Origin of the sequence: Rathayibacter festucae DSM 15932 (assembly GCF_004011135.1) — a bacterium.
GTDB lineage: Bacteria > Actinomycetota > Actinomycetes > Actinomycetales > Microbacteriaceae > Rathayibacter > Rathayibacter festucae.
Genome location: NZ_CP028137.1, coordinates 1,111,344 through 1,138,341, shown reverse-complemented (window position 1 = coordinate 1,138,341; position 26,998 = coordinate 1,111,344). Strand labels below are relative to the sequence as shown.

Below are 26,998 nucleotides of genomic sequence, written 5' to 3'. Positions count from 1 at the left end.
GGGATGCGGGTAGGACCGTGCCGGGACTCGGGCCGGGACGACGAGAGCCGCCCCCGGTGATCCGGGAGCGGCTCCTGTCGTTCTGCGTCGAGGACTACTCGGCGGCCGGGGTCTCCTCGGCGGCCGGAGCCTTCTTCTTCGCGGGGGCGCGCTTCTTCTTGGGGGCCGGAGCGGCCTCCTCCTCGGCGGGCGCCTCGGCGGCGGCGGGGGCCTCCTCGACGACGGCCTCCTCGACGGCCTCGGCGGCGGGCGCGTCGACCTCGTCGGTCGCGGCGTCGTCGGCGGTCTCGTCCGCGTCGTCCCCGGGGACGGCGGTGAACGCGGTCAGGTCGACGGCGTTGCCCTCGGTGTCGGTGACCTTCGCCTTGCCCAGGACGATCGCGAGCGCCTTGTTGCGGGCGACCTCGCCGACCATCTGGCCGATCTGGTTGTTCTCGGAGAGGATCTTGATGAACTCGTTCGGCTCCATGCCGTACTGCGCCGCACCCTGGATCAGGTACTGCGTGAGCTCGTCCTGGCTGACCTGGACCTTCTCCTGCTCGACGACGTGGTCGAGGAGGATCTGGGTCTTGAAGGTCTTCTCGCTCGCCTCGGTGACCTCGGCGCGGTGCTCGGCGTCCTCGAGGCGGTTCTCGCCCTCGAGGTGGCGGTGCACCTCGTCCTCGACGAGCGCGGCGGGGACGGGGACCTCGACGAGGCCGAGGAGGGCCTCGACGAGCTTCTCGCGCGCCTGGCCGCCCTGACCGAAGGTCTTCTGCTGGGCGGCCTGCTCCTTGAGCGAGTCGCGCAGCTCGGCGATGGTGTCGAACTCGCTGGCGATCTGCGCGAAGTCGTCGTCGGCGTCGGGGAGCTCGCGCTCCTTGACGGCGGTGAGCGTCACGGCGATCTCGGCCTGCTGGCCGGCGTGGTCGCCACCGAGCAGCGGAGCGGTGAACGTGGTGCTCTCCCCCGCGGTGAGCGAGTCGAGCGCCTCGTCGATGCCCTCGATCAGCTCGCCCGAGCCGAGCTCGTAGGAGATGGCGTTGGCCGTGTCGACCTCGACGCCGTCGATGGTCGCGATGAGGTCGATCTGCGCGAAGTCGCCGGTCGTCGCGGGGCGATCGACGGTGACGAGCGTGCCGAATCGGCTGCGGAGCTTGTCGAGCTCGGTGTCGACGTCGGCGTCGGTCACCTCGGCCGCGTCGACCGTGAGCTCGAGGCCGTCGTAGGCCGGGACCGTGATCTCGGGGCGGACGTCGACCTCGATGGCGAGCTCGAGGTCGCCGGTGAAGTCCTTGTCGCTCGGCCAGGCGACGATGTCGGCCTGCGGGCGGCCCAGGGGGCGCACCTCGGTCTCGCGGACGGCCTCGCGGTAGAAGCCGTCGAGCCCCTCGTTGACCGCGTGCTCGAGGACGGCGGCCTTGCCGACCCGCTGGTCGACGATCGCCGGCGGGACCTTGCCCTTGCGGAAGCCGGGGACGTTGATCTGCTCGGCGATGTGGCCGTAGGCGTGGGTGATGCTGGGGCCGAGCTCGTCCGGGGTGACCGAAATCGCGAGCTTGACGCGGGTCGGGCTCAGCTTTTCTACCGTGGTCTTCACGTGAGGGGATCTCCTGTGCTGGTTGGTGTCGGCGCCGTGTGACCGGTCGTCACGGGTCGATGTCGTCACGATGAGTACTCGTGGTCGGGGCGACAGGATTCGAACCTGCGACCTCCCGCTCCCAAAGCGGGCGCTCTAGCCAAGCTGAGCTACGCCCCGGTTGCGCGGGCCGGTGCACCGTGCCGATGAGGACTCTCGTCGAGCCCTTCCTGCACGGTCACTGGCGCGACACGCCGAAATGGCCTTCGCAAGTGTACTGCACCGCACTCCTGCGGCCGGAACAGGCGCGCGGGGGCGGCTTCGCGGGTCGGCGTCGCGGCGGAATCCGGTCGTGTACTACAGTGTCAAGGTGCCCGGTCGAGACGACGGGCCCCGCCCGAGAGGGTGGCCCGCGGCGGGTTCTCCGGAATGCCGATTTCGGGGCTGTAGCTTAGTGGTAAAGCCTCTGTCTTCCAAACAGATGATGCGAGTTCGATTCTCGTCAGCCCCTCCGATTACTTCCTCCCCTTTGCTGGTCGAGTAGCCGCGCAGCGGCGTATCTAGGCCCGCCGTGCCCAGCAGGGCGGATCTCGATACGCCCTCTGCGAGGGCTACTCGATCAGCATGAGTCTCCACCCGGCATTCGGGCGGCTTCCTCATGCTGGTCGAGTAGCCGCGCAGCGGCGTATCTAGGCCCGCCGTGCCCAGCAGGGCGGATCTCGATACGCCCTCTGCGAGGGCTACTCGATCAGCATGAGTCTCCACCCGGCATTCGGGCGGCTTCCCCATGCTGGTCGAGTAGCCGCACAGCGGCGTATCGAGACCCACCGTCCTCAGCAGAAGTGGATCTCGATACGCCCTCTGCGAGGGCTACTCGATCAGCAGGGGGCGGGGATCCCTCAGCGGACGGTGACGGCGACCGGGGCGCTCGATGCGGTGTTGCCCGCGGCGTCCGTCGCCTTCGCCACGACCTGGTGCTCGCCCTTCGGGAAGCCCTTGGTGGAGACGGTCAGCTTCCAGGTGCCGTCGGCCGCCTTCTTCGCCGTCCCGATCCGCGTGCTACCCGTCCAGAAGATCAGGGACGTGGTGTCGGCGTCCGCGACCGCGACGAGGGTGACCGTTCCGACGACGGTGCTGCCCGCGGTCGGGCTGGTGATGCGCGAGGACGGTGCAGCCGTGTCTCGGGCCGGAGTCGGCGTCGGCGTGCGCGTCGGGGTCGGAGACGCAGTCGCGGTCTGAGACGGCGACGCAGTCGGAGTCGGCGACGCAGTCGGAGTCGGCGACGCAGTCGGAGTCGGCGACGCAGTCGGAGTCGGCGACGCAGTCGGAGTCGGCGACGCAGTCGGAGTCGCAGTCGGAGTCGGGGATGCAGTCGGAGTCGTAGTAGCAGTCGGAGTCGCGGTTGCAGTCGGACTCGGGGTGGCGATCGGAGTCGCGGTCGCACTCGACGTCGCGATCGGAGTCGCGGTCGGCGTCGCGGTCGGCGTGGCAGTCGGCGTGGCAGTCGGCGTGGCAGTCGCGGACGGAGTCGGAGTGGTGGTCGGGGAGGCGGTCGGGGTCTCGTCAGGATCGGTCGGCTCGGGGACGGCTGTCGGTGCCGGGGAGGTGCTGGGCGTCGGGACGCTCGTCGGCGCAGCGGTCGGCGGCGTGGAGGGCACGGGCGTCGACGTCGGCTCGGGCGCTGCCCAGTCGGGCACGGCCTCGGGGCCCCAGAGGAGGTCGGCGATCAGGGCCTGGCCGCGGGCGTTGGGGTGGAAGTAGTCGACGGTGGACACGATGTCGGGCGAGACGGTGGCGGCGGTGAAGGCGCCGTCGTCCCAGACGCAGTGGGAGCCGACGGCGGAGCAGGCCGCGGCGAGGGCGTCGTTGAACTGCCGGGTGCGCTGCGCCGCTGCGGTGACCGCCGCGGTGTAGGCGTCACCGGTCTGGACGACGTTGTCGGCCGTCGCCCCGCGGGTCGTGCGGCAGAGCCGGTTCGCGGGCCAGCCCGCCTCGGCCGGTCCCCCGCGCAGGCCCGCCCACTCGGAGGCGATGTCCGGCATCGAGCCGACGAGGACGGTCGCCTCCGGCCAGGTCGACCCGATCTGACGCAGCAGGCTCGACGCGGAGGCGCTGAAGGAGGCGGCGGGAGTCATCGCGTACTCGTCGGCGGCGCCCGTGAGGTCGGGGTGGCAGAGGTCGTTCCCGCCCACCAGGAGGGTGACGACGTCGGGGTCCGCGCCGGCCGAGGCGGCGGCGGTCACGGTGGAGGCGACGGCGTTGATCCGGCTCCCCGACTTGGCGTAGTTCGCCGTGGTGACGACGCTGCCCGGGTTCACCTCCTGGAGGCGGGTGGCGATCGAGCGGACCGCGCTCGCGGTCCCGGTCGACCAGGAGTTGACCGGGCAGTCGGCGCGGGTGCCGCAGCTCGACGCGCCGCGGGTGATCGAGTCGCCGAAGGAGACGACCGACAGGGTGGGGGCCGGCTCAGCAGCCGCGGCGGGTACCGCGGCCGCGCCGACGAGGAGGAGCACGATCAGGAGGAGGACGGACAGGGGGGAACGGCGGGCCGGGCGCGGGGGCATGACTCTGCTCTCGTGGGGCGACGTGGTGCCGCGACCGGGGAGCGAGGCGGGGGCCACGGGCTCCGTCGACCGGGCGACCGGGGGGACGGGGAGGGGAACCGCCGGATCCGCCCGGAGAAGTGCCGCTCAGGGAGCCCGGCCACTCCGGCGGTGCCGGCTGCTCAGAGCCTGGCCGACGGTGCAGCACCGCGACACCGCCTCACGATCGGCCTGCTCCCCCCATAGGTGAGGCGCGGCACGGGTCGAATCCTTCGGTGCGTCCTGCACTGCTCCGACGAGGACCGCCGTGGTCCTCCGGGCGCCTGACGGCCGCCCCTGCTGGTCAGCGGACGGTGACGGTGACCGCGGCGCTCGTCGACGTGTTGCCCGCGCGATCGACCGGCTTGGCGGTGACCGGATGCGACCCCTTCGTGAATCCGGCCGTCGAGACCGTGAGCGTCCAGCTGCCGTCCGCGGCCTGCTCGGCGGCGCCGATGCGTGTCCTGCCGGTCCAGAAGACGAGGGACGCGGTGTCCGGGTCGGACACGGCGACCAGAGTGACGGTTCCCACGACGGTGCTGCCCGCGGCCGGGCTGGTGATGCGCGCGACGGGGGCGGTCGTGTCGCGAACCGGCGTCGGAGTCGGCGTCGGCGTCGGCGTCGCAGAGGGTGCGCGAGTGGGTGTCGCGGACGGCGTGCGTGTCGGCGTCGGCGTCGACGTCGGCGTGCGAGTCGGCGTCATGGTGGCGGTCGGGGTCGAGGTCGGCGTCCGGGTCGGCGTCGGCGTGCTGCTCGGTGGCGGAGTCGCCGTGGGTGCCGTCGTCGCCGGAGGAGTCGTTGTCGCCGGAGGAGTCGTTGTCGCCGTCGGCGACGGAGCCGGAGTGGACGAGGGAGTCGGAGTCGGCACCGGCGTCGGCGTCGGCGTCGCGGAGGGAGTCGGCGCGGGCGTGGCGGGCGACGACGCGGAGGGAGTCGGCCGCGGAGTCGGCGCGGAGGTGGTGCCGGGCTCCGCCGGCGCTGTGGCCGTGGGAGTGGTCGCCGGAACCGGCCTGCCCGTCGGAGCAGGGCCGACGGTCGGCTGGGAAGTCGGCGTCGCCGTCGGCTCGGACGTCGGAGTCGCCGTCGGCTCGGAAGTCGGGATCACAGTCGGCTCAGGAGTCGAGGTGGCGGTCGGCTCCGGAGGGGTCGTCGGGAAGGGCGTGGGCGCCGGAGCGGCGAAGCGCGCGGCCCACGCCGGGACCCGCTCGGGACCCCAGAGCACGTCCGCTATCAGCGCCTGACCGCGCACGTTCGGGTGGAACCAGTCCAGGGTCGACACGATGTCGGGGGTGAGCGGCGTCGCGGTGAAAGCGCCGCCGTCCCAGACGCACCGCGGTCCGACCGCGGCGCACGCCGACGCCAGCGCGTCGTCGTACTGCACGGTGCGCTGCGCCGCCGCCGCCACGGAGGCGGTCTGCGCTGCGCCGGTCAGGACGCCTCCGGTGTCCGTGACTCCGCGGGTCGTCCGGCACAGCTTGCTCGCCACCCACACGGGCTCGGCCGGTCCCCCGCGCAGCCCCGCCCACTCCGACGCGACGTCCGGCACCGAGCCGAGCAGGATCGTCGCGGTCGGCCAGGTGCGGCCGATCTGCTGCAGCAGGCTCGAGGCGGAGGTCGAGAACGCCGCGGCGGTCGTCATGGTGTAGCCGTCGGCCGCCGGGTAGAGGTCGCCGTGGCAGAGGTCGTTGCCGCCGATCATGAGGGTCACCACGTCGGGGGACGCGCCCTCCGCCGCCGCCGTCGTGACCATCGCCGCGACGGCCCGGATCCTGCTGCCGGACTTCGAGTAGTTGGCCGTGCGGACCGTGCTGCTCGGAGCAGTCTCCTGGAGCCGGGTGGCGATCGAGCGGACGGCGGTCGCCGAGCCGGTCGACCAGGAGTTGACCGGGCAGTCGGCCTTCGTCGTGCAGCTCGCTCTCCCCTGGCTGAGGGAGTCGCCGAGCGCGAGGACGGTGACCGTCGCGGGCTCGGCCGCGGCGACCGGGACGGCGGCGGTCGCGAGGAGCAGAAGTGCGGCCGCGACGGCGACGATGCCGCGGAGGGGGCGGCGGTTCGGTCGCGCGCGCATGACGGTGCCTTCGTGGAGCGTCGGTGCGCAGGCACGGGGCCGGGCTGCGCCGGACGTGGTCCGCTGCGGAGCGGAGCAGGACGAGGGACTCGACCCGGGACGAGCATGGCGTGGCGGCGGTCGGCTGGCAAGGCCACCGCACCTGCCCGATCGCGACCGGCCCCCGTTCGCGGAGGCACCTCCGGCTCGCGGAAGCGCGGTGCTTCGGCGAGCCGGAGGTGGTGTCACGAGCCGGAGCGGCTCGGAGGCCGGATCAGCGGACCGTGACGGCGACGGGGGCACTCGTCCCCGTGTTGCCCGAGCGGTCGGTCGCGGTGGCGACGAGATCGTGCTCGCCCTTCGGGAAGCCCCTGGTCGACACGGTCAGCGTCCAGCCGCCGTTCGCCGCGTGCTTCGCCGAGCCGAGGCGACGACCCTCGCTCGAGAAGACGAGCGAGGCGGTGTCGTCGTCGGAGACGGCGGCCAGGGCGACGTTCCCCGAGACCGAGGCGCCGGCGAGCGGGCCGGTGATGCGCACCGTCGGCGCGGTCGTGTCCTTCGCGCCGGCGAGGCCTCGGCTCGGGGCCGTGCTCGGCGTGGAGCCGGGCGCCGGAGCGCGGGTCGCTGCGGGTGCCGGGGTCGTGGGCCGCGCAGGAGTCAGGGTCTTCGTCGCTCGGCGCGCGCCGGCCGGGGCCGGAGTGGTCTTCGGCGCGGGGGTGGTCTTCGACGACGGGGTGGTCTTCGGGGCGGGAGTCGTCGTCGGAGCGGGAGTCGTCACCGGTGCGCCGGTGACCGCCGGCGCCGGCGGGGAGACCGGAGCGCCCTGGGTGAGCCGCGCGGCCCAGGCGGGGACCGCCTCGGGACCCCAGAGCACCCGCGCGATCAGGGCCTGGCCCTGGACGTTCGGGTGGAAGGAGTCGACGCTCGAGACGATCTCCGGGCTGAGCTCCGTGCGGCTGAGGGCGCCGCCGTCCCAGACGCAGTGCGGGCCCTCGGCCGCGCACGCCGAGGCGAGGGCGTCGTCGTACTGCCGCGTGCGCTCGGCCGCGGCCGCCACCGTCGAGGTGAAGGCGTCACCGGTCTGGACGACGTTGTCGGCGAGGGCTCCTCGCGTCGTCCGGCACAGCTTGGCCGACGGCCAGTTCCTCGTACCCGCGCCGCTCTGCACCGCGGCCCACTCGGACGCCACGTCCGGGACCGACCCGACGAGGACGGTCGCCTCCGACCAGGCGGACCTGATCCGCTGCAGCGCACTCGTCGCCGACGCGGCGAACGCGTCGGCGGGCGTCATCGCGTAGCCGTCGGCGGCGGCGCGGAGATCGGGGTGGCAGAGGTCGTTGCCGCCGATGAGCAGCGTCACGACCTCGGGCCGGGCTCCGGCGGCCGCCGCGGCGGACACCGCCGAGGCGACTCCCGCGATCCGGCTGCCCGACTTGGCGTAGTTCGTCGCGGTGACGGTGCGCCCCGGGTTCAGCTCCTGGAGGCGGGTGGCGACCGAGTGCACCGCGGGTGCGGAGCCGGTGGCCCAGGAGTTGACGGGGCAGTCGCCCCGGCCTCCGCAGGTGGTGGCGGCGCGGGTGATCGAGTCGCCGAACGAGGCGACCGAGAGCGCGGGGGCCTCGGCGGTAGTGGCGGACGGGGCGGCTGCTCCTCCGGCGAGGAGCAGTGCCGCGAGAGCGACGGTGGACAGGCGGGAACGGAGGGACATGGCTCTTCTCAAGGACGGTGATGAAGGAGGGTGGAGCACGGTCGTCCGACCGTCGGCTCCAGCGGTCGATCGACCGCGGGGAGGCCCGCGGACGACGCCGGCGGAACCTCGTGGTGAAAGGTATTTCCGCTCCTCCGCAGACCGCCAACTTGTGGCACGGATCGACTCGACTGGCATTCATTGAGCAGTTGTCGGCGTTTGATCACCTGGCGCACTCTGACAATCAGTGCGCCTCCCCTGAGCTAGCGGCCGACGGCGGCGGTCTGCCGGAGGTCCGCCGGAGACGGACTCCCCTCGGACGGCTGCGCTCCGGCCGAACGGTCGAGCGCCACCCGCTCGGTCACGTTCTCGCGCATGCCGACCCGGGTCCTCGAATCGTCCGGGGCGCCGCTCGTCGAATCGGCGATGCCGATCTCGTCGAGCGTCGGGAGGTCCGCCGGAGCCGGAGCCGGAGCGCCTGCGGAGTGCGGGACCGCCCACGCGGGAACCGCGTCCGGGCCCCACAGGACGCTCGCGACCAGCGCCTGGCCGGCGACGTTCGGGTGGAAGTAGTCGACCGTCGAGAGGACGTCCTTCGTGATGGGCGTCCTGGTGAGGGCACCGCCGTCCCAGACGCACTGGGGGCCCGCTGCGGAGCAGGCCGCGGCCAGAGCCTCGTTGTAGCGATCCGTGCGCTCCTCGGCTGCGGCGACCGCCGCCTCGAAGGCGGCTCCCCTCTGGACGTGGTTGTCAGCCTTCGCCCCGCGCGTGGTCCGGCAGATGCTGAACAGTCCCCAGATCAGCTTGCCCGGTGTGCCCTGGACGACCTCCCATTCGGACCCGATGTCCGGCATCGATCCGAGGAGCACGGTCGCCCGGGGCCAGGCCGAGCTGATCTGCCGGAGCAGGCCCGATGCCGACGCGGAGAAGTCCGCGGCGGGCGTCATCGCGTAGCCGTCCGGCCCGGCCGGGACGTCGGGGCTGCAGAGGTCGTTGCCGCCGATGAGGAGCGTGACGACGTCCGGAGCGGCCCCGGCCGCCTGCGCCGCCGTGACCGCCGCGGAGACCTCGGCGATGCGGCTGCCGGACTTCGCGCGGTTGTCGGTCGTGACCGTGCGCTGCGGAGCCACCTTCTGGAGGCGGGTCGCGATGGAGCGGACCTCGGGGGCGGAACCGGTCGACCAGGAGTTGACCGGGCAGTCGTCCTCCGTGCCGCAGGTCGCGGCGCCTCGGGTGATCGAATCGCCGAAGGCGACGACGGACAGCTCGGACGGTGTCGCGGCGGCGGCGGCGGGGGCGATCGCCCCTCCCGCGAGCACGGCCGCGGCGAGGCCGAGGACGATCAGGGGGGAACGGCGGGGTCGGTGCGGGGACACGATTCTCCTCGGGAAGAGTGGGACGGAGACAGAGGTGTCCGATCGACCGGCGAGCCGTCGATCCGAGGGCGGCGACCGCGCACCGGGAGTGCCGCGGCGGAACCTGTTCCCGAACGGTAGAGACGCTCACCCCACAGGCGGAAACTTCTGGCGCCGATCGGTCCCCTGGCGCTCCCTGACCGCCTCAGTCGGTCCCGGCGCCGGCCGCTCCCCGGTGCAGCTCGGCCAGGACGAGGTAGGACGCGGCGTTGCGGCGGATCCCGTCCCGCTCCTGCTCGGACAGCTCGCGGCGCACCTTCGCCGGAACGCCGGCGACGAGGGAGCCCGGCGGCACGACGGTGCCCTCGAGCACCACGGCGCCGGCGGCGACGAGCGACCCGGAGCCGATCACCGCCCCGTTGAGGACGGTCGCGTTCATCCCGACGAGCACGTCGGACTCGAGGGTGCAGCCGTGCAGCACGGCGTTGTGCCCGACCGAGACACCCGAGCCGAGGGTCGCGTCGAAGCCCTCGTCCACGTGCACGATCACGCCGTCCTGCAGGTTGCTGCCGCGGCCGATCCGGATGCGCGCCCTCTCCGCGCGGAGGACGGCGCCGTACCAGACGCTCGACTCCTCCTCCAGCTCCACCGCCCCGACGAGGGTCGCGCCCGGGGCCACCCAGGCCGAGTCGGCGACGACCGGGGATCCGCCCGGCAGAGCGATCAATCGGGCGTCCGGGTGCGCTCCTGCTGCCATGCGATCGGTCCTCCTCCTCGGCGGACTCCGCGGTCGCCGGATCCCGGTGTCGCAGGGGCGTCGGGCACCGCCCGGGCGGCGATCCTGGCCGGTCGTCGGACTCCGATCACGATCTGTCCCCGTCCGGGGCACGCGCGGAGGAGGCGGCACGACCTAGGCTGACCCCGGTCCGGGGGGATTTCCGTGACCGACGGAACAAGGGGACGGCAATGCGACGACGTACCGCACGGGCGACGATCATGGGAGCGCTCGCAGCCCTCCTCCTGGTGCCGATGGTGGCCACCGCGCCCGGCAGCTCGGCGAGCGCCGCCGCCGACACGGTGAAGCCGGTCGTGAGCATCACCGCTCCGGTGAGCGGATCGACGGTCGCGGGGACGATCTCCCTCGCGGCGACCGCGACGGACGCGGTCGGGACCACCCAGCTCTCGTTCTGGGAGGGCACCCGCCGTCTGGGCTACGCCACCGTGCAGGCGGGCGTCTGGACGCTTCCGCTCGACACGCGGACGCTGGCCGAGGGCTCGCACGTCTTCGTGGCCAAGGGCAAGGACGCGGCGGGGAACATCGGCAACAGTGCCGCCATGCGCGTCACCGTGCAGAACACCGGCTCGACCCCCGTTCCGACGACGAGTCCCTCCCCCACGCAGACCCCGGTCCCGTCGGCGACGCCCACCGCGACGACCACCCCCTCGCCGACCGCGAGCCCGACGACCGCGCCGAGCCCCAGCGCCACGCCGACCGCCACGGGCTCGCCGAAGCCCGACACGACGAAGCCGACCGCGCGCATCACCTCGCCCGCCACCGGGAGCACCGTCCCGCGGACCGTGACGCTCGTCGCCACCGCGTCGGACGACATCGGAGTCACCGCTCTCTCCTTCTGGTCCGGCTCCACCCGGGTCGGGAACGCCGTGCAGCAGGCCTCCGGCGACTGGTCGCTCACCACCTCGAGCCTCGCCGTGACCTCGCACGTGATCATCGCCAAGGCCCGCGACGCCGCCGGCAACATCGGCAGCAGCGGCTCGATCGCGCTGACCGTCTCGGCCACGGCACCGACGACGACGCCGACCGCGACTCCGACTCCCACCGCGACCCCGACGAGGACCCCGACGCCCACGGCGACGCCGACCGCCACCGCGACGCCGACCGCGACCCCCACGGCCACTCCGACCGCGACCCCCACGGCCACTCCGACCGCGACGCCGACCCCCACGGCGACGCCCACCACTCCCCCCACCGTGCCCGGCGTCCCGGCGCCGCTCGCGCAGTGGGACTTCACCCAGTCCGCCGCGCCGTACTACTCCACCGCGAACGACCTGCCGCTGCTCCAGGCGGGCAAGACCAAGGCCACGACCACCTCGACGCCCTGGGGCTCCGGGATCTCGATGACCGGGACGAGCTTCCTCCGGGTGCCGCAGGAGTCGGCGGGTCGCCTGACGATCGGCGCCACGGGCAACGCGGTCACCGTCGCGAGCTGGGTCTACATGACCGACGACAGCACCGGCTACGTCGCCGGCGCCTGGAACGAGCACGGCGAGCGCGCGGGCCGCTCCTACGGTCTCTTCTACGACCTCGGCCTCTACGGCGGCGACGAGCGATCGGCCTTCCACGTCTCGCGCACCGGTGGGCCGACGCCCGGCTACCCGTATTCGCGCGACTACTCGGCCTCGGGGAACAAGTTCACTCGGTACACCTGGCAGCTGCACGTGGGCACGTACGACGGCACCTACGCCGTCTCCTACCTGGACGGCACCTCCGTCGCCTACCCGCGCTTCGTGGACAACAAGGGCGCGACCTACGCGAAGAACCCCTACCTCTTCACCGAGGGCCTGAACCCGAACGCCGGCGACTTCACGGTCGGCGCGGTCGAGCTCACCTCCGGCCCCGGCAACTACGCGAAGGGCACCTTCGCGAAGATCCGGGTCTGGGACACGGCCCTCACCGCCGACCAGGTCAAGGCGCTCTACGACACGGAGCGCGCGGCACTGAAGTAGGCGCGGGGACTGTCTCTTCCGCGTCGGAGGCCCGTGCTGATCGAGCAGCCCGCGCAGCGGGCGCATCGAGATCCACCAGCGTCAGGACAGGAGTCTGCAGACCCGCCCTGCTGACGACGGCGGGTCTCGATACGCCGCTCCGCGGCTACTCGACCAGCATGGAGGGGCCCACCGGCGAGACGCGGTGCGACTGATTGCCGGCTCAGCGGGCGGCGCGGAGCCAGGCCAGGACGGCGAGCACGCGGCGGTGGTCCGAGCCGGAGTCCTCGAGTCCGAGCTTCTGGAAGATCGAGGTGACGTTCTTCTCGACCGCGCCGACGCCGATGAAGAGCGCGGCGGCGATGCCTGCGTTCGTGCGCCCCTCGGCCATCGCCTCGAGCACCTCGCGCTCGCGCGGGGTCAGGAGCGCCAGCGGGTCGCGGTTGCGCTGGAGCAGCGAGGCGACGACCTGCGGATCGAGCACCGTCCCGCCCGCGGCGACGCGCTCGACGGCGTCGCGCAGCTCCTCCACCGAGGCGACGCGGTCCTTGAGCAGGTAGCCCATGCCGCCCTCGCCCGAGCCGAGCAGCTCGTGCGCGTAGGTCACCTCGACGTACTGGCTGAGCAGGAGCACGGCGATCCGCGGGTGCAGGCGCCGGAGGTCGAGTGCCGCGCGGACGCCCTCGTCGCGGAAGGTGGGCGGCATGCGGACGTCGAGCACGGCCACGTCCACCGAGGACGGCTCCGCGGCGACGGCCGCGAGCAGCCCCTCAGCGTCGCCGTGGGCTCCGACGACGGAGAAGCCGGCGTCCTCGAACAGTCGGACCAGGCCCTCGCGCAGGAGGACGGAGTCCTCGGCGAGGGCGACACGGATCGGTGAGGCGGGCGGCACGCCCTCAGGATAGGGCGGGCGGCGGTGCGGGCAGGAACGGCACGTGCACACCCACCGTGGTCGGGCCGCCCGGGGGCGAATCGACGGTGAACAGCCCGCGCAGCCCGCTGACGCGCCCGGCGACCCCCTCGAGACCGTGACCGGGCAGGGGCGAGGCGCCGCCGACGCCGTCGTCGACGACCCAGACGTCCAGCCAGCGCTCCGGTCCGCCCGTCCCCCGCACGTCGAGGTGCACGCGGATCGAGCGGGCCGACGCGTGCTTCGACGCGTTCGCGAGCAGCTCGGCGACGACGAAGTAGACGCTGCGCTCGACCTCGGGCGGCACCTCCGCCACCGGATGCTCGACCAGCACCTCGACGGGCACCGGGCTCATGACCGCCAGCGAGTGCACCGCAGCGGTGAAGCCGCGGTCCTGCAGGATCGGCGGTGCGACTCCCCGGGAGAGCGCGCGCAGCTCGTCGAGCGCCGAGCGGACGTGCTCGCGCGCCTCGTCGATCAGCGCCGCCGCGGAGTCGGGATCGGAGCGCACCCGGTTGAGAGCCGATCCGAGGTCCATCTGCACCCGGATCAGCCGCTGCTGCGGACCGTCGTGGATGTCGCGCTCGAGCCGGCGCAGCGCCCGGTCCTCGGCGGCGACCGCCGCGCCGCGGGAGACGCTGAGCTCCGCGACCTCGCGCTGCAGCGCCTCCGAGCCCCAGGGCCCGAGCAGCAGCCGATCGACCAGGAATCGCGCGAGGGTGAGCCCGCGGGTGACGAACGGCAGCGTCGCGAGGAACAGGACGACGAGCGCGACGTCGGCCAGCACCAGGAAGGCCGTGGGCGGCCCGGCGACGCCGAGGACTGCGCTCGACTGCCCGGAGACGAGCCGGACGATCGCCGAGGAGTCGCCGGCGAGCAGCGCCGTCAGCGAGCCGAGGCCGGCCCAGCTCCAGAGCCCGAGGACCGCGGCGAAGACGAGCGCGAGCAGCGGCGCCACGACGAGCGTGTGCAGCAGCGCGAGCCAGTAGTGCCCGTCGACGACCGGGCCGTAGAGGGCGAAGGTGGCGGGCGCGACCGAGGCGGGCGGGCGGCGCCACTGCGGCTCGTCGATCCGCGGGCGGCCTGCGAGTCGGTCGAGCGCTCGGGTCGCCCGAGCGAAGCCCCGGGCGGTGTGCAGCGCCAGCGGGAGGAAGACCGCGCCGATCAGCACGCCGATCAGGCCGAGGCCCAGGGCGAGGGCGACTCCGGTGGCGAACGCACCCGCCAGCGCCAGCGGCACGGCGAGCAGGAGCGACAGGGCCTCGCGGGGCAGCTCGCGCCAGAGCCGGAGGTAGGCGGCGGAGGCCTCGCCGAGGGCGGTCGGCGCTGCAGTCACGCGAGCCTCCTCCCCCGGTCCTCGCGGGTGCGCGGACATCCTCTCGAGGGTACCGGCGGCCCTTCGCGGTGACGCGGGGGCTGACCCCCGGTTCCGCCTCGGAAGCGCGCTGCACGTGGCGGGCCGGCACAGGCCAGGCTCCCCTTCTCCCGCCTTAGCCGAGCCTGCACTTCCTTGCGAACACTGGGCTGCGGCGTAGTGTTGACGATCAGTCACCCCCTCTCGAAAGGAACAGACGATGTCCACTGCATCCGTCACGTCGCTCACCTCGTCGAACCCGGATGTCGCATCCGGAGTCGCCCAGTTCCTCAGCCCGGTCGTCATCGAGATGACCGCCCTGGCCGTCAACAGCAAGCAGGCGCACTGGCACGTGCGCGGCGCCAACTTCATCGGCGTGCACGAGCTGCTCGACGTCGTCGTCGGCCACGCGATCGAGTGGGCTGACCTGGCCGCCGAGCGCGTCGTCGCCCTCGGCCTCCCCGTCGACGCCCGCATCCAGACCGTGGCCTCGGCCACGCAGACCGCCCCGCTCACCCCGGGCTTCCAGCGCTCCGAGAACGCCATCGTCGAGGTCATCGGCCTGATGGACGTCGCGATCACCACGGTCAACACCGCGATCGCCGAGCTCGCCGACATCGATGCGAGCAGCCAGGACGTCGCGATCGAGATCGGCCGCGGCCTCGAGAAGGACCGCTGGTTCCTCTTCGCCCACGTCAGCGAGAGCTGAGCACGCGCCTCCCGCGCCGCGACTGCCCGTCGGATCCTCGGATCCGGCGGGCCGTCGTCCGTTCCTGCCCTGGTCAGTCGTCGTGCGTCACGCGTCCGGCGAGCAGCGTCGCGGCGACGGGCATCGAGCGCAGCTGCTCGCCGTCGGAGGCGAGCGGGTCGCGCTCGACGGCGACCAGGTCGGCGGTGTCTCCCACCTGCGGAGCGAGTCGCCGGGTCCGTGTGGACGCGACGAGCGCCTCCGCGACTGTGACGCGCTGCTCCGGGTGCCACGGCTCGTCGCCGTCCCGGGCGCGGGAGACGGCGGCGGCGATCGCCACCCAGGGGTCGAGCGGCGCCACCGGCGCGTCCGAGCCGAGCACGACCGTCGCTCCGGAGTCGATCAGCGAGCGCAGCGCGAAGGCCCGGCCCGTCCGGCCCTCCCAGTAGCGGTCGGCGACCTCACGGTCGTCCAGCGCATGTGCCGGCTGCACTCCCGCGACCACGCCGAGCCGGGCGAAGCGAGGCAGGTCAGCGTCCGAGAGCAGCTGCGCGTGCTCGATCCGGCCGCCGCCGACCTTGGCCAGCGCGTCGAGCGCGACCGTCGCGGCCGCGTCGCCGATCGCGTGCACCGTCGGCCGGATGCCCGCCGCGGCCGCACGCGCGAGCAGCTCGTCGAGCTCCGCGGGGTCCACGGTGAGGACGCCGCTGCCCTCGTGCCCGGCGTACGGGTGCACGCAGTACGCGGTCCGGGTGTTCAGCGAGCCGTCGATCAGCACCTTGAGCGGACCCATCCGGAGCAGGCCCTCACCGCCCTCGACCTCGTCCCCGGTGCGCAGCCCCTCCGCGATCGCCCGGTCGAGGTGGTCACGGTAGACGCCGATGTCGACGCGCAGCGAGCGGGTGCCGCGGGCGATCCGCCGTGTCCAGTCCCCCGCGTTCCAGCGCATCTCGAGGTCGACGACGCCGACGACTCCGCGAGCGGCCGCGCGGCGCGCCGCCTCGTCGGCCAGCTCGTCGAGCTCGTCGTCGCTCAGCGCGCCGAGTGCCGTGACGAGGCGGAAGCAGGGCTCCTCGCGGAGGATGTCGTCCTGCGCGGGGAAGCCGTAGCGGCGCAGCGCCGCGGAGTTGACCCAGGCGCAGTGCAGGTCGCCGCTGACGAGCACCACCGGTCGCTCCGGCGCCACCGCGTCGAGCAGCGCCGTCGTCGGCAGATCGGGCCAGAGCCCGTCGCGGAAGCCGAAGCCGACGAGGGTCGCCGGCGAGTCCGGTGCCAGGGCGAGCCGCGCACGGACCGCCTCGACCGTCTCCGCGGCCGACCGCGCCGTCGAGACGTCCAGGCGGGGAGCGGTCATCGACCACTGCGAGAAGTGCACGTGCTCGTCCCAGAGCCCGGGCAGCAGCCAGCGGCCGTCGAGGTCGCGCACCTCGGCGTCGCCCGCCCGGCCGGCGTCGAGCGTGCCGTCCGGAGCGATGGCCTCGATGCGGCCGTCGCGGAGCAGCACGGACACCGGCTCGTCGCGGCCGAGGAGCCGCGCGGTGCGCAGGAGCAGGCTCGGGGTCACGGGGTCCTCTCGGTCGTCGCTCATCACGAGCGGTTCAGGCGGTCACGACTGGCACACCGGGCACCAGTAGAGCTTGCGCGCACCGATCTCCTCGAGCAGGACGTTCGTGCCGCAGACCCGGCAGGGCAGGCCCTCGCGCTTGTAGACGTAGTTGCGCTCGGCCCGGCTGCGCACGGCGGCGGAGCGCTGCGTCTTCGTCAGGCCCCGGCGGGTGATCATCATCCCGGTCCGGATGCCGTCGTCGAGCAGGAGCGCCCAGTCGGCCCAGAGCTCGCGGGCGAGCTCGAGCGGGACCAGCTTGCCGGGCGTGTGCGGGTCGAGGCCGGCGCGGTAGAGCAGCTCGGCGCGGTAGATGTTGCCGATGCCGCTGACGACCGACTGGTCCATCAGCACGAGCCCCACCGGCGTGGCCGTCTTGCGCAGGCGGTTCACGAAGCGGTCGCGGGCCTCGTCCGAGTCGTCCGCCGCGGGGTCCGGGCCGAGCCGGGCGAGCAGCGCCTCCACCTGGGAGGGGTCCATCACCTCGCAGGCGGTCGGGCCGCGCAGGTCGGCGACCGTCTCCTCCGTCTGGATGCGCACGCGCACGGCGCCGATCGGCGGCGGCGGGAACTCCTCGAGATCGCTGTCGGTCTCGTGCTCGGTCTCGGAGAGCCGGACGGCCCGGCGGCGGCGCGGGGCGCCGATGCTGCTGCCCGCCTTGCCGTCGTCGAACAGCGGTGAGACGTGGCCGAGGAAGTCCCAGGCGCCGTAGAGGCCGAGGTGCACGTGCAGCGTCGCGTCGCCCTCGAAGCGCAGCAGCAGGTGCTTGCCGACCGCGGTCGACTCGAGCACGGTGCGGCCGTCCAGCAGCGCGGCGCCCTCGGCGAAGCGGCCCTGCGGGCTGCTCGTCGCGACGGCGTGGCCGACGATGTCGCGCTCGAACTGCAGCGCGATGCGGTGGACGGAGTGGCCCTCGGGCACCTAGCGGCCGCTCGCGGCGGAGTCGACCGTGCGGCCGGCGATGTCGCCCGTGGCCTCGTACTCGGCGAGCTGCGCGATGCGGCGCACATGGCGCTCCTCGAAGGAGAACGGCTCGGCGACGAAGGCGTCGATGAAGTCCGTCGCCTCCTCGACCGAGTGCTGGCGGGCGCCGATCGAGATCACGTTGGCGTCGTTGTGCTGACGGGCGAGCACCGCGGTGCTGAGGCTCCAGACCAGCGCGGCGCGGACACCCGCGACCTTGTTGGCCGCGATCTGCTCGCCGTTGCCCGAGCCGCCGAAGACGATGCCGAGCGCCTCGACGCCGGCCTCCTGGTCGCGCACGACCGCGGCGGCCGCGTTGATGCAGAACGAGGGGTAGTCGTCGAGCGGGTCGTACGAGGTGGGGCCGTGGTCGACCACGTCGTGGCCGGCGGCACCGAGGTGCTCGATCAGGTGCCGGCTGAAGTCCAGCCCGGCGTGGTCCGTTGCGATGTGGATGCGCACGCGCTCGTCCTCCGGAAAGCCGTTCGTGGCCCGTGGATCCCGGGCCGGGAGTCAGGGTACCGCTCGCGCGACGGCCCGGTCCTCAGCCGAGGACCGGGGCGCCGACGCGGACCGCGGCTCAGTCGAAGATCGGGTCGCGGGTGCGCGAGCGCTTGAGCTCGAAGAAGCCGTCGTACGAGGCCACGGCGACGAGGCCGTCCCAGAGCGAGAGCGCCTGCTCGCCGCGCGGGATGGGCGAGATGACCGGTCCGAAGAAGGCGATGTCGCCGATCGCGATGACCGGCGTGCCGACGTCCTGGCCGACCCGGCCGATGCCGTCGAAGTGCGAGGCGCGCATCGGCTCGTCGTACTCGTCGGTGTCGGCGTATGCGGCGAGGCTCGCGTCGAGGCCGACCTCGGCGAGCGACTCGGTGATGATCGCGTCGACGTCCGTGCGGCCGCCGTTGTGGATCCGCGTGCCGAGCGCGTCGTAGAGCGGCTTGACCTTCTCCTGGCCCTCGCGCTCGCCGACGGCCGCGACGAGGCGGGTGTAGCGCAGGGCGCGCGGGAAGAACGCGCGGTAGTCGTCGCTCACGTCCTGGTCCTCGTTGAGCACGGCGAGGCTCATGATGTGCCAGGTGACGTCGAGGTCGCGCCCCTCCGTCACCTCGTCCACGAAGCGGGAGGTCATCCAGGCCCAGGGGCAGGAGGGATCGAACCAGAAGTCAACGTCGGTCATGAGGCAACGCTACGCCTCTCGGCGCCTCTCGGGTGCGCGGGTGCGGCGCGGCCCTAGGGTGGATCGGTGGCGCCCGCACCCCGGCGCCGAAGCGGCAGCGCCGAGACGAACGGATGGAGCACCCTGTGCCTGGAGACAACCTCACCCGGAGCGAAGCGCAGGAGCGCGCCTCGCTGATCCAGGTCGACGCCTACGACGTCGCCCTCGACCTCACGCGGGGGGCCGAGACCTTCCGCAGCACCACGACCGTGCGCTTCACCGCGACGGAGGGTGCCTCCTCCTTCATCGACGCGATCACGAGGACCGTGCACTCGGTCACGCTGAACGGCGTCGAGCTCGACCCGGCCGACGTGGCCGACGGTGTCCGGATCCGCCTCGACTCGCTCGCCGCCGAGAACGTCCTTCGCGTCGACGCCGACGCGCTCTACACGAACACCGGCGAGGGCCTGCACCGCTTCGTCGACCCGGTCGACGGCGAGGTCTACCTCTACTCGCAGTTCGAGGTTCCCGACTCGCGGCGCGTCTTCGCGGTGTTCGAGCAGCCCGACCTCAAGGCCGCGTTCTCCTTCACGGTGACCGCGCCCGCCGCCTGGCAGGTCGTCTCCAACCAGCCGACCCCCGAGCCCGTGCCCGCCGGCGACGGCGTCGCGACCTGGAGCTTCGAGCCCACCCCGCGGATCTCCTCGTACATCACCGCGCTCATCGCCGGCCCCTACGTCGTCGAGACCGACTCGCTGGTCTCCTCCGACGGCCGCACCGTCCCGCTCGGCGTGTTCGCGCGCGCCTCGCTCGCGCCGTTCCTCGACGCGGACTACGTCTTCGAGAAGACCAAGCAGGGCTTCGCCTTCTACGAGGAGAAGTTCGGGGTGCCGTACCCGTTCGCGAAGTACGACCAGCTCTTCGTGCCGGAGTTCAACGCCGGCGCGATGGAGAACGCGGGAGCGGTCACCTTCACCGAGACCTACGTCTTCCGCTCCAAGGTGACCGACGCGGTCAAGGAGCGCCGGGTCGTCACGATCCTGCACGAGCTCGCGCACATGTGGTTCGGCGACCTGGTGACCATGAAGTGGTGGAACGACCTCTGGCTGAACGAGTCGTTCGCCGAGTACGCCTCCACCCTCGCGACCGCCGAGGCGACCGAGTGGACCGAGGCCTGGACCACCTTCGCCGCGATGGAGAAGAGCTGGGCCTACCGCCAGGACCAGCTGCCCTCGACGCACCCGATCGTCGCGACGATCAACGACCTCGAGGACGTCCAGGTCAACTTCGACGGCATCACCTACGCCAAGGGCGCCTCGGTGCTCAAGCAGCTGGTGGCCTGGGTCGGCGAGAAGGAGTTCCTCGCCGGCGTGCACGAGTACTTCGTGAAGCACGCGTTCTCGAACACCGAGCTGCGCGACCTGCTGGTCGAGCTCGAGGCGACCAGCGGCCGCGACCTGACCGAGTGGTCGGCGCAGTGGCTCGAGACGGCCGGCGTCAACACGCTCCGCCCGGAGATCGTGGTCGACGAGGAGGGCGCCATCGCCTCGTTCGCGATCCTGCAGAGCGCGGTCGCCGACTACCCGACGATCCGCCCGCACCGTCTCGCGATCGGCCTCTACGACTTCGAGGGCGACCGCCTCGTGCGCATCGACCGCCTCGAGCTCGACGTGGACGGCGAGCGCACCGAGGTGCCCGAGCTGATCGGCCGCACCCGCCCCGCGCTGGTGCTGCTCAACGACGACGACCTCGCCTACGCGAAGATCCGGCTCGACGACGCCTCGCTCGCCGTCGCGATCGAGCACCTCGCGAGCATCAGCAGCCCGCTCGCGCGCTCGCTGGTCTGGGGCTCGGTCTGGGACGCGACCCGCGACGCCGAGTCGGCGCCGCGCGACTTCGTCCGTCTCGTCCTCGGCAACATCGCGACCGAGACGGAGTCGACGACGCTGCGCACGGTCCTCGGCCAGCTCGTGAGCACCGCCTCGCAGTACGTCGCGCCGGAGCACCGCGACGAGGTCCTCGCGGAGGTGGGCGACCGGCTCTGGACGCTCGCGCAGGGCGCCGAGGCCGGCAGCGACGCGCAGTTCCAGTTCGTGAAGGTGCTCGCCGGCGTCGCCTCGACCCCGGCCCACCTGGACGCCGTGCAGGCGCTGCGCGACGGGACGACGACCCTGCCGGGGCTCGAGATCGACACCGACCTCTCCTGGGAGCTGCTGATCGCGCTCGTGGCCGGCGGACGGGCGGACGCCTCGGACATCGACGCGGCCCTCGCGGCCGACAACACCGCGACGGGAGCGCAGTCCGCGGCGAACGCCCGCGCGGCGATCCCGACGGCGGAGGCCAAGCGCGCGGCCTGGGACTCGGTGACGCTCGACGACTCGGCGCCGAACACCATCGTGCGCGCGACGGGGCTCGGCTTCCAGCACACCAGCGATCCCGCCGTCCTCGAGGCCATGGTGCCGGTGTACTTCGACGCCCTCCGCTCGCTGTGGGACGCGAAGAGCTACAAGATCGCGGAGTACCTCGTCGTCGGCTTCTACCCGGCGGCGACGCCCACGCCGGCGATCGTGGACGCCACCCGCGCGTGGCTCGACGCGAACCCCGACGTGCCGGCGCTGCGCCGCCTCGTGATCGAGAACCTGGCCGGCGTCGAGCGCGCCCTGCGCGCGCAGGAGCGCGACGCAGCGCTCTGAGCGCGGGGGTCTCGATACGCCGCTGCGCGGCTACTCGACCAGCATGGACAGCCGGAGGACCACGCGCCTCTTGCATGCTGATCGAGTAGCGCGCGCAGCGCGCGTATCGAGATCCCCCGCCACCAGGAGGGGCGGGTCTCGCTGCGCCGCTGCGCGGCTACTCGACCAGCATGTGGAGTGTGCACGGCGCGCGAGGGGAACCGCGCCGGCCGCGCCGACTCCGCAGGACAGCGAGATGGTGCGGCGTCAGCGCTCCGGGACCGCGCGGCGGGCCGGCCCGTCGTACGCCGACAGCGGGCGGATCAGCGCGTTCGAGGCGCGCTGCTCCAGGACGTGCGCGGTCCAGCCGACGACGCGGGCCGCGACGAAGAGCGGCGTGAAGAGCTCGGAGTCGAAACCCATCAGGCGGTAGGCCGGACCGGACGGGTAGTCGAGGTTCGGCAGGATGCCCGTGCGCTCGCTCATCTCGGCGGCCAGCGCGTCGTAGAGCTCGAGCATGTCGTCCGCCCCGGCCTGCTCCGCCACCCGGCGGAGCGCCGCCTCCATCGTCGGCACGCGCGAGTCGCCCGACTTGTAGACGCGGTGGCCGAAGCCCATCACCTTGCGCTTCGCCCCGAGCGCCTCCGCCAGCCAGGCCCGCGCGCGGGGACCCGCCTCCGGCCCGATGCCGATCTCGTCGAAGACGTGCAGGACGGCCTCGTTCGCACCACCGTGCAGCGGTCCCTTCAGCGCGCCGACCGCCGCCGTCACGGCCGAGTGGACGTCCGAGAGCGTCGATGTGACCACGCGAGCCGTGAACGTCGAGGCGTTGAACGAGTGCTCGGCGTACAGCACCAGCGACACCCGGAAGGCGTCGACGACCACCGGGTCGGGCAGCTCGCCGAAGGTCATCCAGAGGAAGTTCTCGGAGTAGTCGAGATCGTCGCGCGCGGCGATCGGCTCCTGCCCGTGCCTGCGACGCTGGATCGCGGCGACGACCGCGGGCAGCACCGCCCAGAGCCGCATCGAGCGCTCCAGGACCGCCTCCGGCGACTCGTCCTCGGGGTCCGTCTCGAGCGCGCCCAGCACGCTCACCGCAGTGCGCACGACGTCCATCGGATGCGCCGTCACCGGCAGCAGCTCCACCACCGCGCGCACCTCCGGCGCCGGCTCCCGGTGCGCTCGCTCGAAGGCGCGGAGCTGCTCGGTCTCGGACGGCGTCGGCAGCTCGCCCTTCCACAGCAGCCAGGACACCTCCTCGAAGGAGCGGGACGCCGCCAGCTCCTGCACCGGATAGCCGCGGTACAGCAGCGAGTTCGACTCCGGATCGACCTTCGAGATCGACGTGGTGTCGACGACGACCCCCACGAGTCCCTTGCGGATGTCCTGCTCGGTGGTGCTCATCGCTCGCTCCTTCGCGATCGGATCGGCGACCGGAGCCGCCGGGGTGGGTCGTGGCTCAGGCGCCGTGGTGGCCGGCGAGGCTGAAGTCGAAGACGCCCTCGTCGAAGCGGCTGTAGGACGAGTAGTCGAGCAGCTCGTAGAGCTCGGCCCGCGTCTGCATCCCCGCGACCTCGGACTGCAGCGAGCCCTCCGCCTTCAGCGCGTCGAGCGCGCGCATCGCCGCGCCCATCGCGATGCGGAGCAGCGACACCGGATAGATCACGATGTTCACCCCCACGTCGGCGAGCTGCTGCGTCGTGAAGAGCTCACTCTTGCCGAACTCGGTCATGTTCGCCAGCACCGGGACGTCGATCGCGGCACGCACGGCCTCGAACTCGCTCAGGTCGCGCATCGCCTCGGGGAAGATCGCGTCGGCACCGGCGTCGACGAGGCGCTTCGCCCGGTCGATCGCGGCCTGCAGCCCGTCGAGGGCGCGGATGTCGGTGCGGGCCATGATCACGAGACCCGGATCGCGTCGGGCGTCGACCGCGGCGGCGATGCGCCGCACGGAGGTGCTCTCGTCGACGACGGCCTTCCCGTCGAGGTGCCCGCAGCGCTTGGGGTTCACCTGGTCCTCGATGTGCAGGGCCGTCACTCCGGCGTCCTCGAGCATCTGCACGGTGCGCGCGACGTTGAGCGGCTCGCCGAAGCCGGTGTCGGCGTCGATCAGGACGGGCAGGTCGGTCATCCGCGCGATCTGCTGGCCGCGGCCCGCGACCTCGCTCAGCGTGGTCAGGCCGATGTCCGGCAGGCCGAGCTCGGCCGACAGCACGGCGCCCGAGACGTAGACGCCGTCGAAGCCCTTCTCCTCGATCAGCCGCGCCGACAGCGGGGTGAACGCCCCCGGCAGCTGCAGCAGCTCGCCGGTCGCGAGCCGCTCGCGGAAGAGGCGGCGCTTCTCGGCGGGAGTCCGGGTGGAGTGGAGCATCGGGCGTCCTTCCCCTGGGGCGGAGTTCGGGTGCGGAGTGCGGAGGCCGGGCCGGCCCTCGTCGAATCTATCCCCCGGACGCCGCCCGGCGTCGCTCCGGCGTCACCGGAGCCGGCCGGCGCGCGTCCCTTAGCCTGGACGGGATGCTGCTACTCGAGACCTCCACCCCAGACCCCGTCGCCGCGACCATCTCCTTCTTCGACTCCGAGCTCTTCTGGAAGAGCGTCGCCGTCCTCGCGATCGTGCTCGGCGCCCTGCTGGCCCGCGTCATCGCGCACTTCGTGGTGGGGCGCGTCGTCGATCAGATCGTCTCAGGGGTGAAGAAGCGCCAGCGGGTCGAGGACACGCAGGCCATCGCCGCCTCGCCCCTCGCCGCGGTCCGGGTCGTGCAGCGCACGAGGACCCTCGGCTCGATCCTCAACAACATCAGCTCGATCCTGATCGTGGTCATCGCCGTCGTGATGATCGTGAACACCATCGACAACACCCTGATCGGCTCCTTCGCGCTGCTCACGGCCGCGCTCGGCGCCGGCCTCGGATTCGGCGCGCAGAACATCGTCAAGGACGTCCTCAACGGCCTGTTCATGGTCGCGGAGGACCAGCTGGGCGTCGGCGACGTCGTCGACACCGGCCAGGCCACCGGAGTCGTCGAGAACGTCGGCGTGCGGATCACCCAGATCCGTGACGTCAACGGCACGCTCTGGTTCGTCCGCAACGGCGAGATCGTCCGGGTCGGCAACATGTCGCAGGGCTGGTCGCGGGTGATCATCGACCTCGCCGTGCCCTACGAGACCGACCTGGAGTCCGTGCAGAGCACGATCCTCAGCACCGCGAACGAGCTCGCCTCGAGCAGCCGCTGGCGGGCGCGGATCATCGACAAGCCCGAGCTCTGGGGCCTCGAGTCGATCGCCGACGACGCGCTGGTCATCCGCGTGGTGCTGAAGACCCGCACCACCGCCAAGGACGACGTGGCGCGCGAGCTCCGCATCCGCCTCAAGCGCGCCCTCGACACGCTCGACGTCAAGCTGCCCTCGCTCAGCGCGGTGGTGCTCAGCGGCTTCGAGGGCGCGACGAGCGTCGGCGGCGTGAAGGGGCCGCGGACGACGCCGACCGCCACGGTCACGACCGAGCACGGGAAGCCGGTGCGCCTGCCACGTGCTCTGCGCAAGCCGAAGGCACCGCCGGCGCCCGAGCAGGTGCCGCCCGCTCAGCGTCCGCAGGACGGCGGCTCCGTGCCGCCGCAGACGGGACCGCGCTCGTGAGCGGGCTGCAGATCGGCGGCACTCCCCCGATGCGCTCCTTCTGGGAGCACCTCGGCGGGCGACCGACCTTCGAGCGTCTCGTCCGCCGCTTCTACCAGGGCGTCCGCGAGGACGAGGTGCTCTGGCCGATGTACCCGGAGCACGACCTCGAGGGCGCGATCCAGCGGCTCACCGGCTTCCTCGAGCAGTACTGGGGCGGCCCCGGCACCTACAGCGCGGAGCGCGGGCACCCGCGCCTGCGGATGCGGCACCAGCCCTTCAAGGTGAACCCGGAGGCCCGCGACCACTGGCTCGCGCACATGCGGGTCGCGGTCGACGAGCTGGAGCTGGCTCCGGCCGACGACGCGATGCTCTGGGACTACCTGGAGCGCGCCGCGCACGCGATGGTCAACACCTTCGAGGAGTAGCGCTCGGCACTTCCCGCCGGCGTCGGGTCAGGCGGGGGTGCGGACGAGCACGTGCCCGCGCCGCGAGGTGAGCCGCCGCCACTGGCCGCTCTCGAGCAGCGCGACGGGGTCGTCCGCGCCGAGGAAGCCGAGTGCGAACAGTGCGAAGGCGGCGCCCGCGGGCACGTCCTCGAGACCGTCGAGAGGACGGCCCCAGACGGTGGAGCGCACGCGGCCGACGATCTGCTCGCCGGTCTCGGAGCCGACCGCCGCGGCGATCTCGTCGATGCCGTCGCGGGCGACCTTCTCGAGGAACGCCGGGTCCACGGGCTCGCGCCGCTGCCAGCCGCCGCGCGGCGGCGAGATGCCGGCCCAGGCGCCCGCCGTGGCGTCGTCGCCGTCAGGCAGCACGACCGGCTTGCCGTCCGCTCCCCCGGGCTCCCACTGCAGGCGGGCGAGCCGGTCGGAGAGCGCGCGGATCGGCACCACCCGGTCGAAGGCGGTCGGCTCGTCGAGCGCGAAGACGCGCAGGCCGAGCACCGTCGAGGACCGGTCGAGCAGGCCGCGCGGCTGGAGGATCGCGGTGTACGCGGCCAGGATGCGATCCTGCGCGAGGAGGCGCACGGCGCCGTCCTCGACACGCGCGGACCGGCCGAGGAACACGCGCAGATCGGAGAGGCTGGGCGGATCCGCCAGGGAGAAGGACGACATCATCGCGTCGATAAACTTACCCGAGGCCGCTCTCCTGATCGGCAGACACCCCGGAGGTCCCGTGTCCGATCCGCTCTCCTCGTTCCTCACCGCCCTCGATCTCGTCGACACGGGAACCCGCACCAGCGAGGACATCTCCACCGGCCCGTCGCAGTGGATGCCCGAGGGCCGCGTCTTCGGCGGCCAGGTGCTGGCCCAGTCGCTGATCGCCGCGGGCCGCACCGTCGAGGAGCGCAGCGTGCATTCGATGCACGGCTACTTCCTCCGCCCGGGCGACGTCTCGCTGCCGATCACCTTCTCGGTCGACCGGATCCACGACGGCCGCTCCTTCGCCACCCGGCGGACGCAGGCGTACCAGAACGGGGCGCCGATCCTCTCGATGATCGCGTCGTTCCAGACCGAGGACGAGGGCCTGGACCACCAGACCCCGATGCCGGAGGGCGTGCCGGACCCCGAGTCGCTGCCGAGCACGGCCGAGGTGCTGAAGGGCGTCGACCACCCGGTCGGCAGCTTCTGGGCGACGCAGCGGCCGTTCGACGTCCGCCATGTGGAGCAGCCGGTCTACCTCCGCGCCGACCCGAATCGCACCGCACACCAGTGCGTCTGGCTGCGCGCGCTCGGTCCGCTGCCCGACGATCCGCTGCTGCACCGCGCCGCCCTCGCCTACGCCAGCGACTACACGATCCTCGAGTCGACGCTCCGCCGCCACGGCGCCGCCTGGATCACCCCCGGGCTCCGCATCGCAAGCCTCGACCACGCGATGTGGTGGCACCGCCCCGCCCGCGTGGACGAATGGCTGCTCTACGTGCAGGAAGCGCCGAGCGCTTCGGGCGGTCGCGGGCTCTCGCTGGGCCGGATCTACTCGCGCGACGGCCGCCTGGTGGCGAGCGTCGCCCAGGAGGGCATGGTCCGCGTCCCGCTCGGCTGAGCGGTCCGGCTCGCGCCGGGACCGCCAGCCGGAGGGGA

Annotated in this window: 21 protein-coding genes and 2 tRNA genes; 7 read left to right on the top strand and 16 right to left on the bottom strand. The window is 72.9% G+C overall.

Annotated elements, in window-relative coordinates:
• Positions 1–94: 94 nt before the first annotated feature.
• A complete protein-coding gene (tig, locus tag C1I64_RS05400; RefSeq protein WP_127886463.1) occupies positions 95–1,579 on the bottom strand; it encodes a trigger factor in 1,485 nt (494 codons plus the stop codon).
• Positions 1,580–1,660: 81 nt separating this feature from the next.
• A tRNA-Pro gene (locus C1I64_RS05395) sits at positions 1,661–1,738 on the bottom strand.
• A 260-nt stretch (positions 1,739–1,998) separates the two neighbouring features.
• Between C1I64_RS05395 and C1I64_RS05390 the strand changes: the two genes are divergently transcribed.
• Positions 1,999–2,069 (top strand) — tRNA-Gly (locus C1I64_RS05390).
• A 388-nt stretch (positions 2,070–2,457) separates the two neighbouring features.
• Here C1I64_RS05390 and C1I64_RS05385 read toward each other — a convergent pair.
• The 5 genes from C1I64_RS05385 to C1I64_RS05365 form a co-directional block, all read right to left on the bottom strand.
• Positions 2,458–4,122 (bottom strand): GDSL-type esterase/lipase family protein, encoded by a 1,665-nt coding sequence (locus C1I64_RS05385; RefSeq protein WP_127886462.1) that lies wholly within the window; start codon positions 4,120–4,122, stop codon positions 2,458–2,460.
• A gap of 322 nt (positions 4,123–4,444) precedes the next feature.
• Positions 4,445–6,208: an SGNH/GDSL hydrolase family protein gene (locus C1I64_RS20725; protein WP_127886461.1), complete on the bottom strand. Its 1,764-nt coding sequence runs from the start codon at positions 6,206–6,208 to the stop codon at positions 4,445–4,447.
• Positions 6,209–6,461: 253 nt separating this feature from the next.
• A complete protein-coding gene (locus C1I64_RS05375) occupies positions 6,462–7,895 on the bottom strand; it encodes a GDSL-type esterase/lipase family protein (RefSeq protein WP_164874452.1) in 1,434 nt (477 codons plus the stop codon).
• A gap of 242 nt (positions 7,896–8,137) precedes the next feature.
• Positions 8,138–9,250 (bottom strand): SGNH/GDSL hydrolase family protein, encoded by a 1,113-nt coding sequence (locus C1I64_RS05370; protein WP_164874451.1) that lies wholly within the window; start codon positions 9,248–9,250, stop codon positions 8,138–8,140.
• Between the two features lie 184 nt (positions 9,251–9,434).
• The gene (locus tag C1I64_RS05365; protein WP_127886458.1) at positions 9,435–9,986 is read right to left on the bottom strand and encodes a gamma carbonic anhydrase family protein; all 552 of its coding nucleotides are present in this window, start codon (positions 9,984–9,986) and stop codon (positions 9,435–9,437) included.
• Between the two features lie 209 nt (positions 9,987–10,195).
• Here C1I64_RS05365 and C1I64_RS19980 point away from each other — a divergent pair, with 209 nt between their 5' ends.
• Positions 10,196–11,974 carry an Ig-like domain-containing protein gene (locus C1I64_RS19980; protein ID WP_164874450.1) on the top strand — a complete coding sequence of 593 codons (1,779 nt, stop codon included), beginning with the start codon at positions 10,196–10,198 and terminating at the stop codon, positions 11,972–11,974.
• Between the two features lie 202 nt (positions 11,975–12,176).
• On the opposite strand, the gene C1I64_RS05350 is transcribed toward C1I64_RS19980, so the two are convergent.
• Positions 12,177–12,845, bottom strand: a complete 669-nt coding sequence (locus tag C1I64_RS05350) for a response regulator transcription factor (protein ID WP_123703482.1) — start codon at positions 12,843–12,845, stop codon at positions 12,177–12,179.
• Positions 12,846–12,849: 4 nt separating this feature from the next.
• Positions 12,850–14,199, bottom strand: a complete 1,350-nt coding sequence (locus C1I64_RS05345; RefSeq protein WP_164874449.1) for a sensor histidine kinase — start codon at positions 14,197–14,199, stop codon at positions 12,850–12,852.
• 238 nt (positions 14,200–14,437) lie between these two features.
• On the opposite strand from C1I64_RS05345, the gene C1I64_RS05340 reads away from it, so the two are divergent.
• Positions 14,438–14,926, top strand: a complete 489-nt coding sequence (locus C1I64_RS05340; RefSeq protein ID WP_123703478.1) for a Dps family protein — start codon at positions 14,438–14,440, stop codon at positions 14,924–14,926.
• A gap of 73 nt (positions 14,927–14,999) precedes the next feature.
• Here the strand turns inward: C1I64_RS05340 and C1I64_RS05335 are convergent, their stop codons facing one another.
• From C1I64_RS05335 to C1I64_RS05320, 4 genes are all read right to left on the bottom strand, one after another.
• Entirely contained in the window at positions 15,000–16,493 is a 1,494-nt protein-coding gene (locus C1I64_RS05335) for an amidohydrolase (RefSeq protein ID WP_127886455.1), read from the bottom strand.
• 18 nt (positions 16,494–16,511) lie between these two features.
• Positions 16,512–17,429, bottom strand: coding sequence for an Fpg/Nei family DNA glycosylase (locus C1I64_RS05330; protein ID WP_127886454.1), 918 nt, complete (start codon positions 17,427–17,429; stop codon positions 16,512–16,514).
• Entirely contained in the window at positions 17,430–17,933 is a 504-nt protein-coding gene (locus C1I64_RS05325; RefSeq protein ID WP_127886453.1) for a ribose-5-phosphate isomerase, read from the bottom strand.
• Positions 17,934–18,051: 118 nt separating this feature from the next.
• A complete protein-coding gene (locus C1I64_RS05320) occupies positions 18,052–18,651 on the bottom strand; it encodes a mycothiol-dependent nitroreductase Rv2466c family protein (protein WP_127886452.1) in 600 nt (199 codons plus the stop codon).
• 125 nt (positions 18,652–18,776) lie between these two features.
• Between C1I64_RS05320 and pepN the strand changes: the two genes are divergently transcribed.
• On the top strand, positions 18,777–21,323 hold the full coding sequence (gene pepN, locus C1I64_RS05315; RefSeq protein WP_127886451.1) for an aminopeptidase N: 2,547 nt from the start codon (positions 18,777–18,779) through the stop codon (positions 21,321–21,323).
• A 246-nt stretch (positions 21,324–21,569) separates the two neighbouring features.
• Here pepN and C1I64_RS05310 read toward each other — a convergent pair whose 3' ends face one another.
• Complete coding sequence (locus C1I64_RS05310; RefSeq protein WP_127886450.1) at positions 21,570–22,706, bottom strand: bifunctional 2-methylcitrate synthase/citrate synthase; 1,137 nt, start codon at positions 22,704–22,706, stop codon at positions 21,570–21,572.
• Positions 22,707–22,761: 55 nt separating this feature from the next.
• Positions 22,762–23,673, bottom strand: a complete 912-nt coding sequence (prpB, locus tag C1I64_RS05305; protein ID WP_123445786.1) for a methylisocitrate lyase — start codon at positions 23,671–23,673, stop codon at positions 22,762–22,764.
• 143 nt (positions 23,674–23,816) lie between these two features.
• On the opposite strand from prpB, the gene C1I64_RS05300 reads away from it, so the two are divergent.
• Positions 23,817–24,935 carry a mechanosensitive ion channel family protein gene (locus C1I64_RS05300; protein ID WP_127886449.1) on the top strand — a complete coding sequence of 373 codons (1,119 nt, stop codon included), beginning with the start codon at positions 23,817–23,819 and terminating at the stop codon, positions 24,933–24,935.
• A gap of 29 nt (positions 24,936–24,964) precedes the next feature.
• Complete coding sequence (locus C1I64_RS05295) at positions 24,965–25,342, top strand: globin (protein WP_127888464.1); 378 nt, start codon at positions 24,965–24,967, stop codon at positions 25,340–25,342.
• Between the two features lie 27 nt (positions 25,343–25,369).
• On the opposite strand, the gene C1I64_RS05290 is transcribed toward C1I64_RS05295, so the two are convergent.
• Positions 25,370–26,032 (bottom strand): DUF8185 domain-containing protein, encoded by a 663-nt coding sequence (locus C1I64_RS05290; RefSeq protein ID WP_308197316.1) that lies wholly within the window; start codon positions 26,030–26,032, stop codon positions 25,370–25,372.
• Positions 26,033–26,093: 61 nt separating this feature from the next.
• Between C1I64_RS05290 and C1I64_RS05285 the strand changes: the two genes are divergently transcribed.
• A complete protein-coding gene (locus tag C1I64_RS05285) occupies positions 26,094–26,960 on the top strand; it encodes an acyl-CoA thioesterase (protein WP_208645087.1) in 867 nt (288 codons plus the stop codon).
• Positions 26,961–26,998 lie beyond the last annotated feature (38 nt).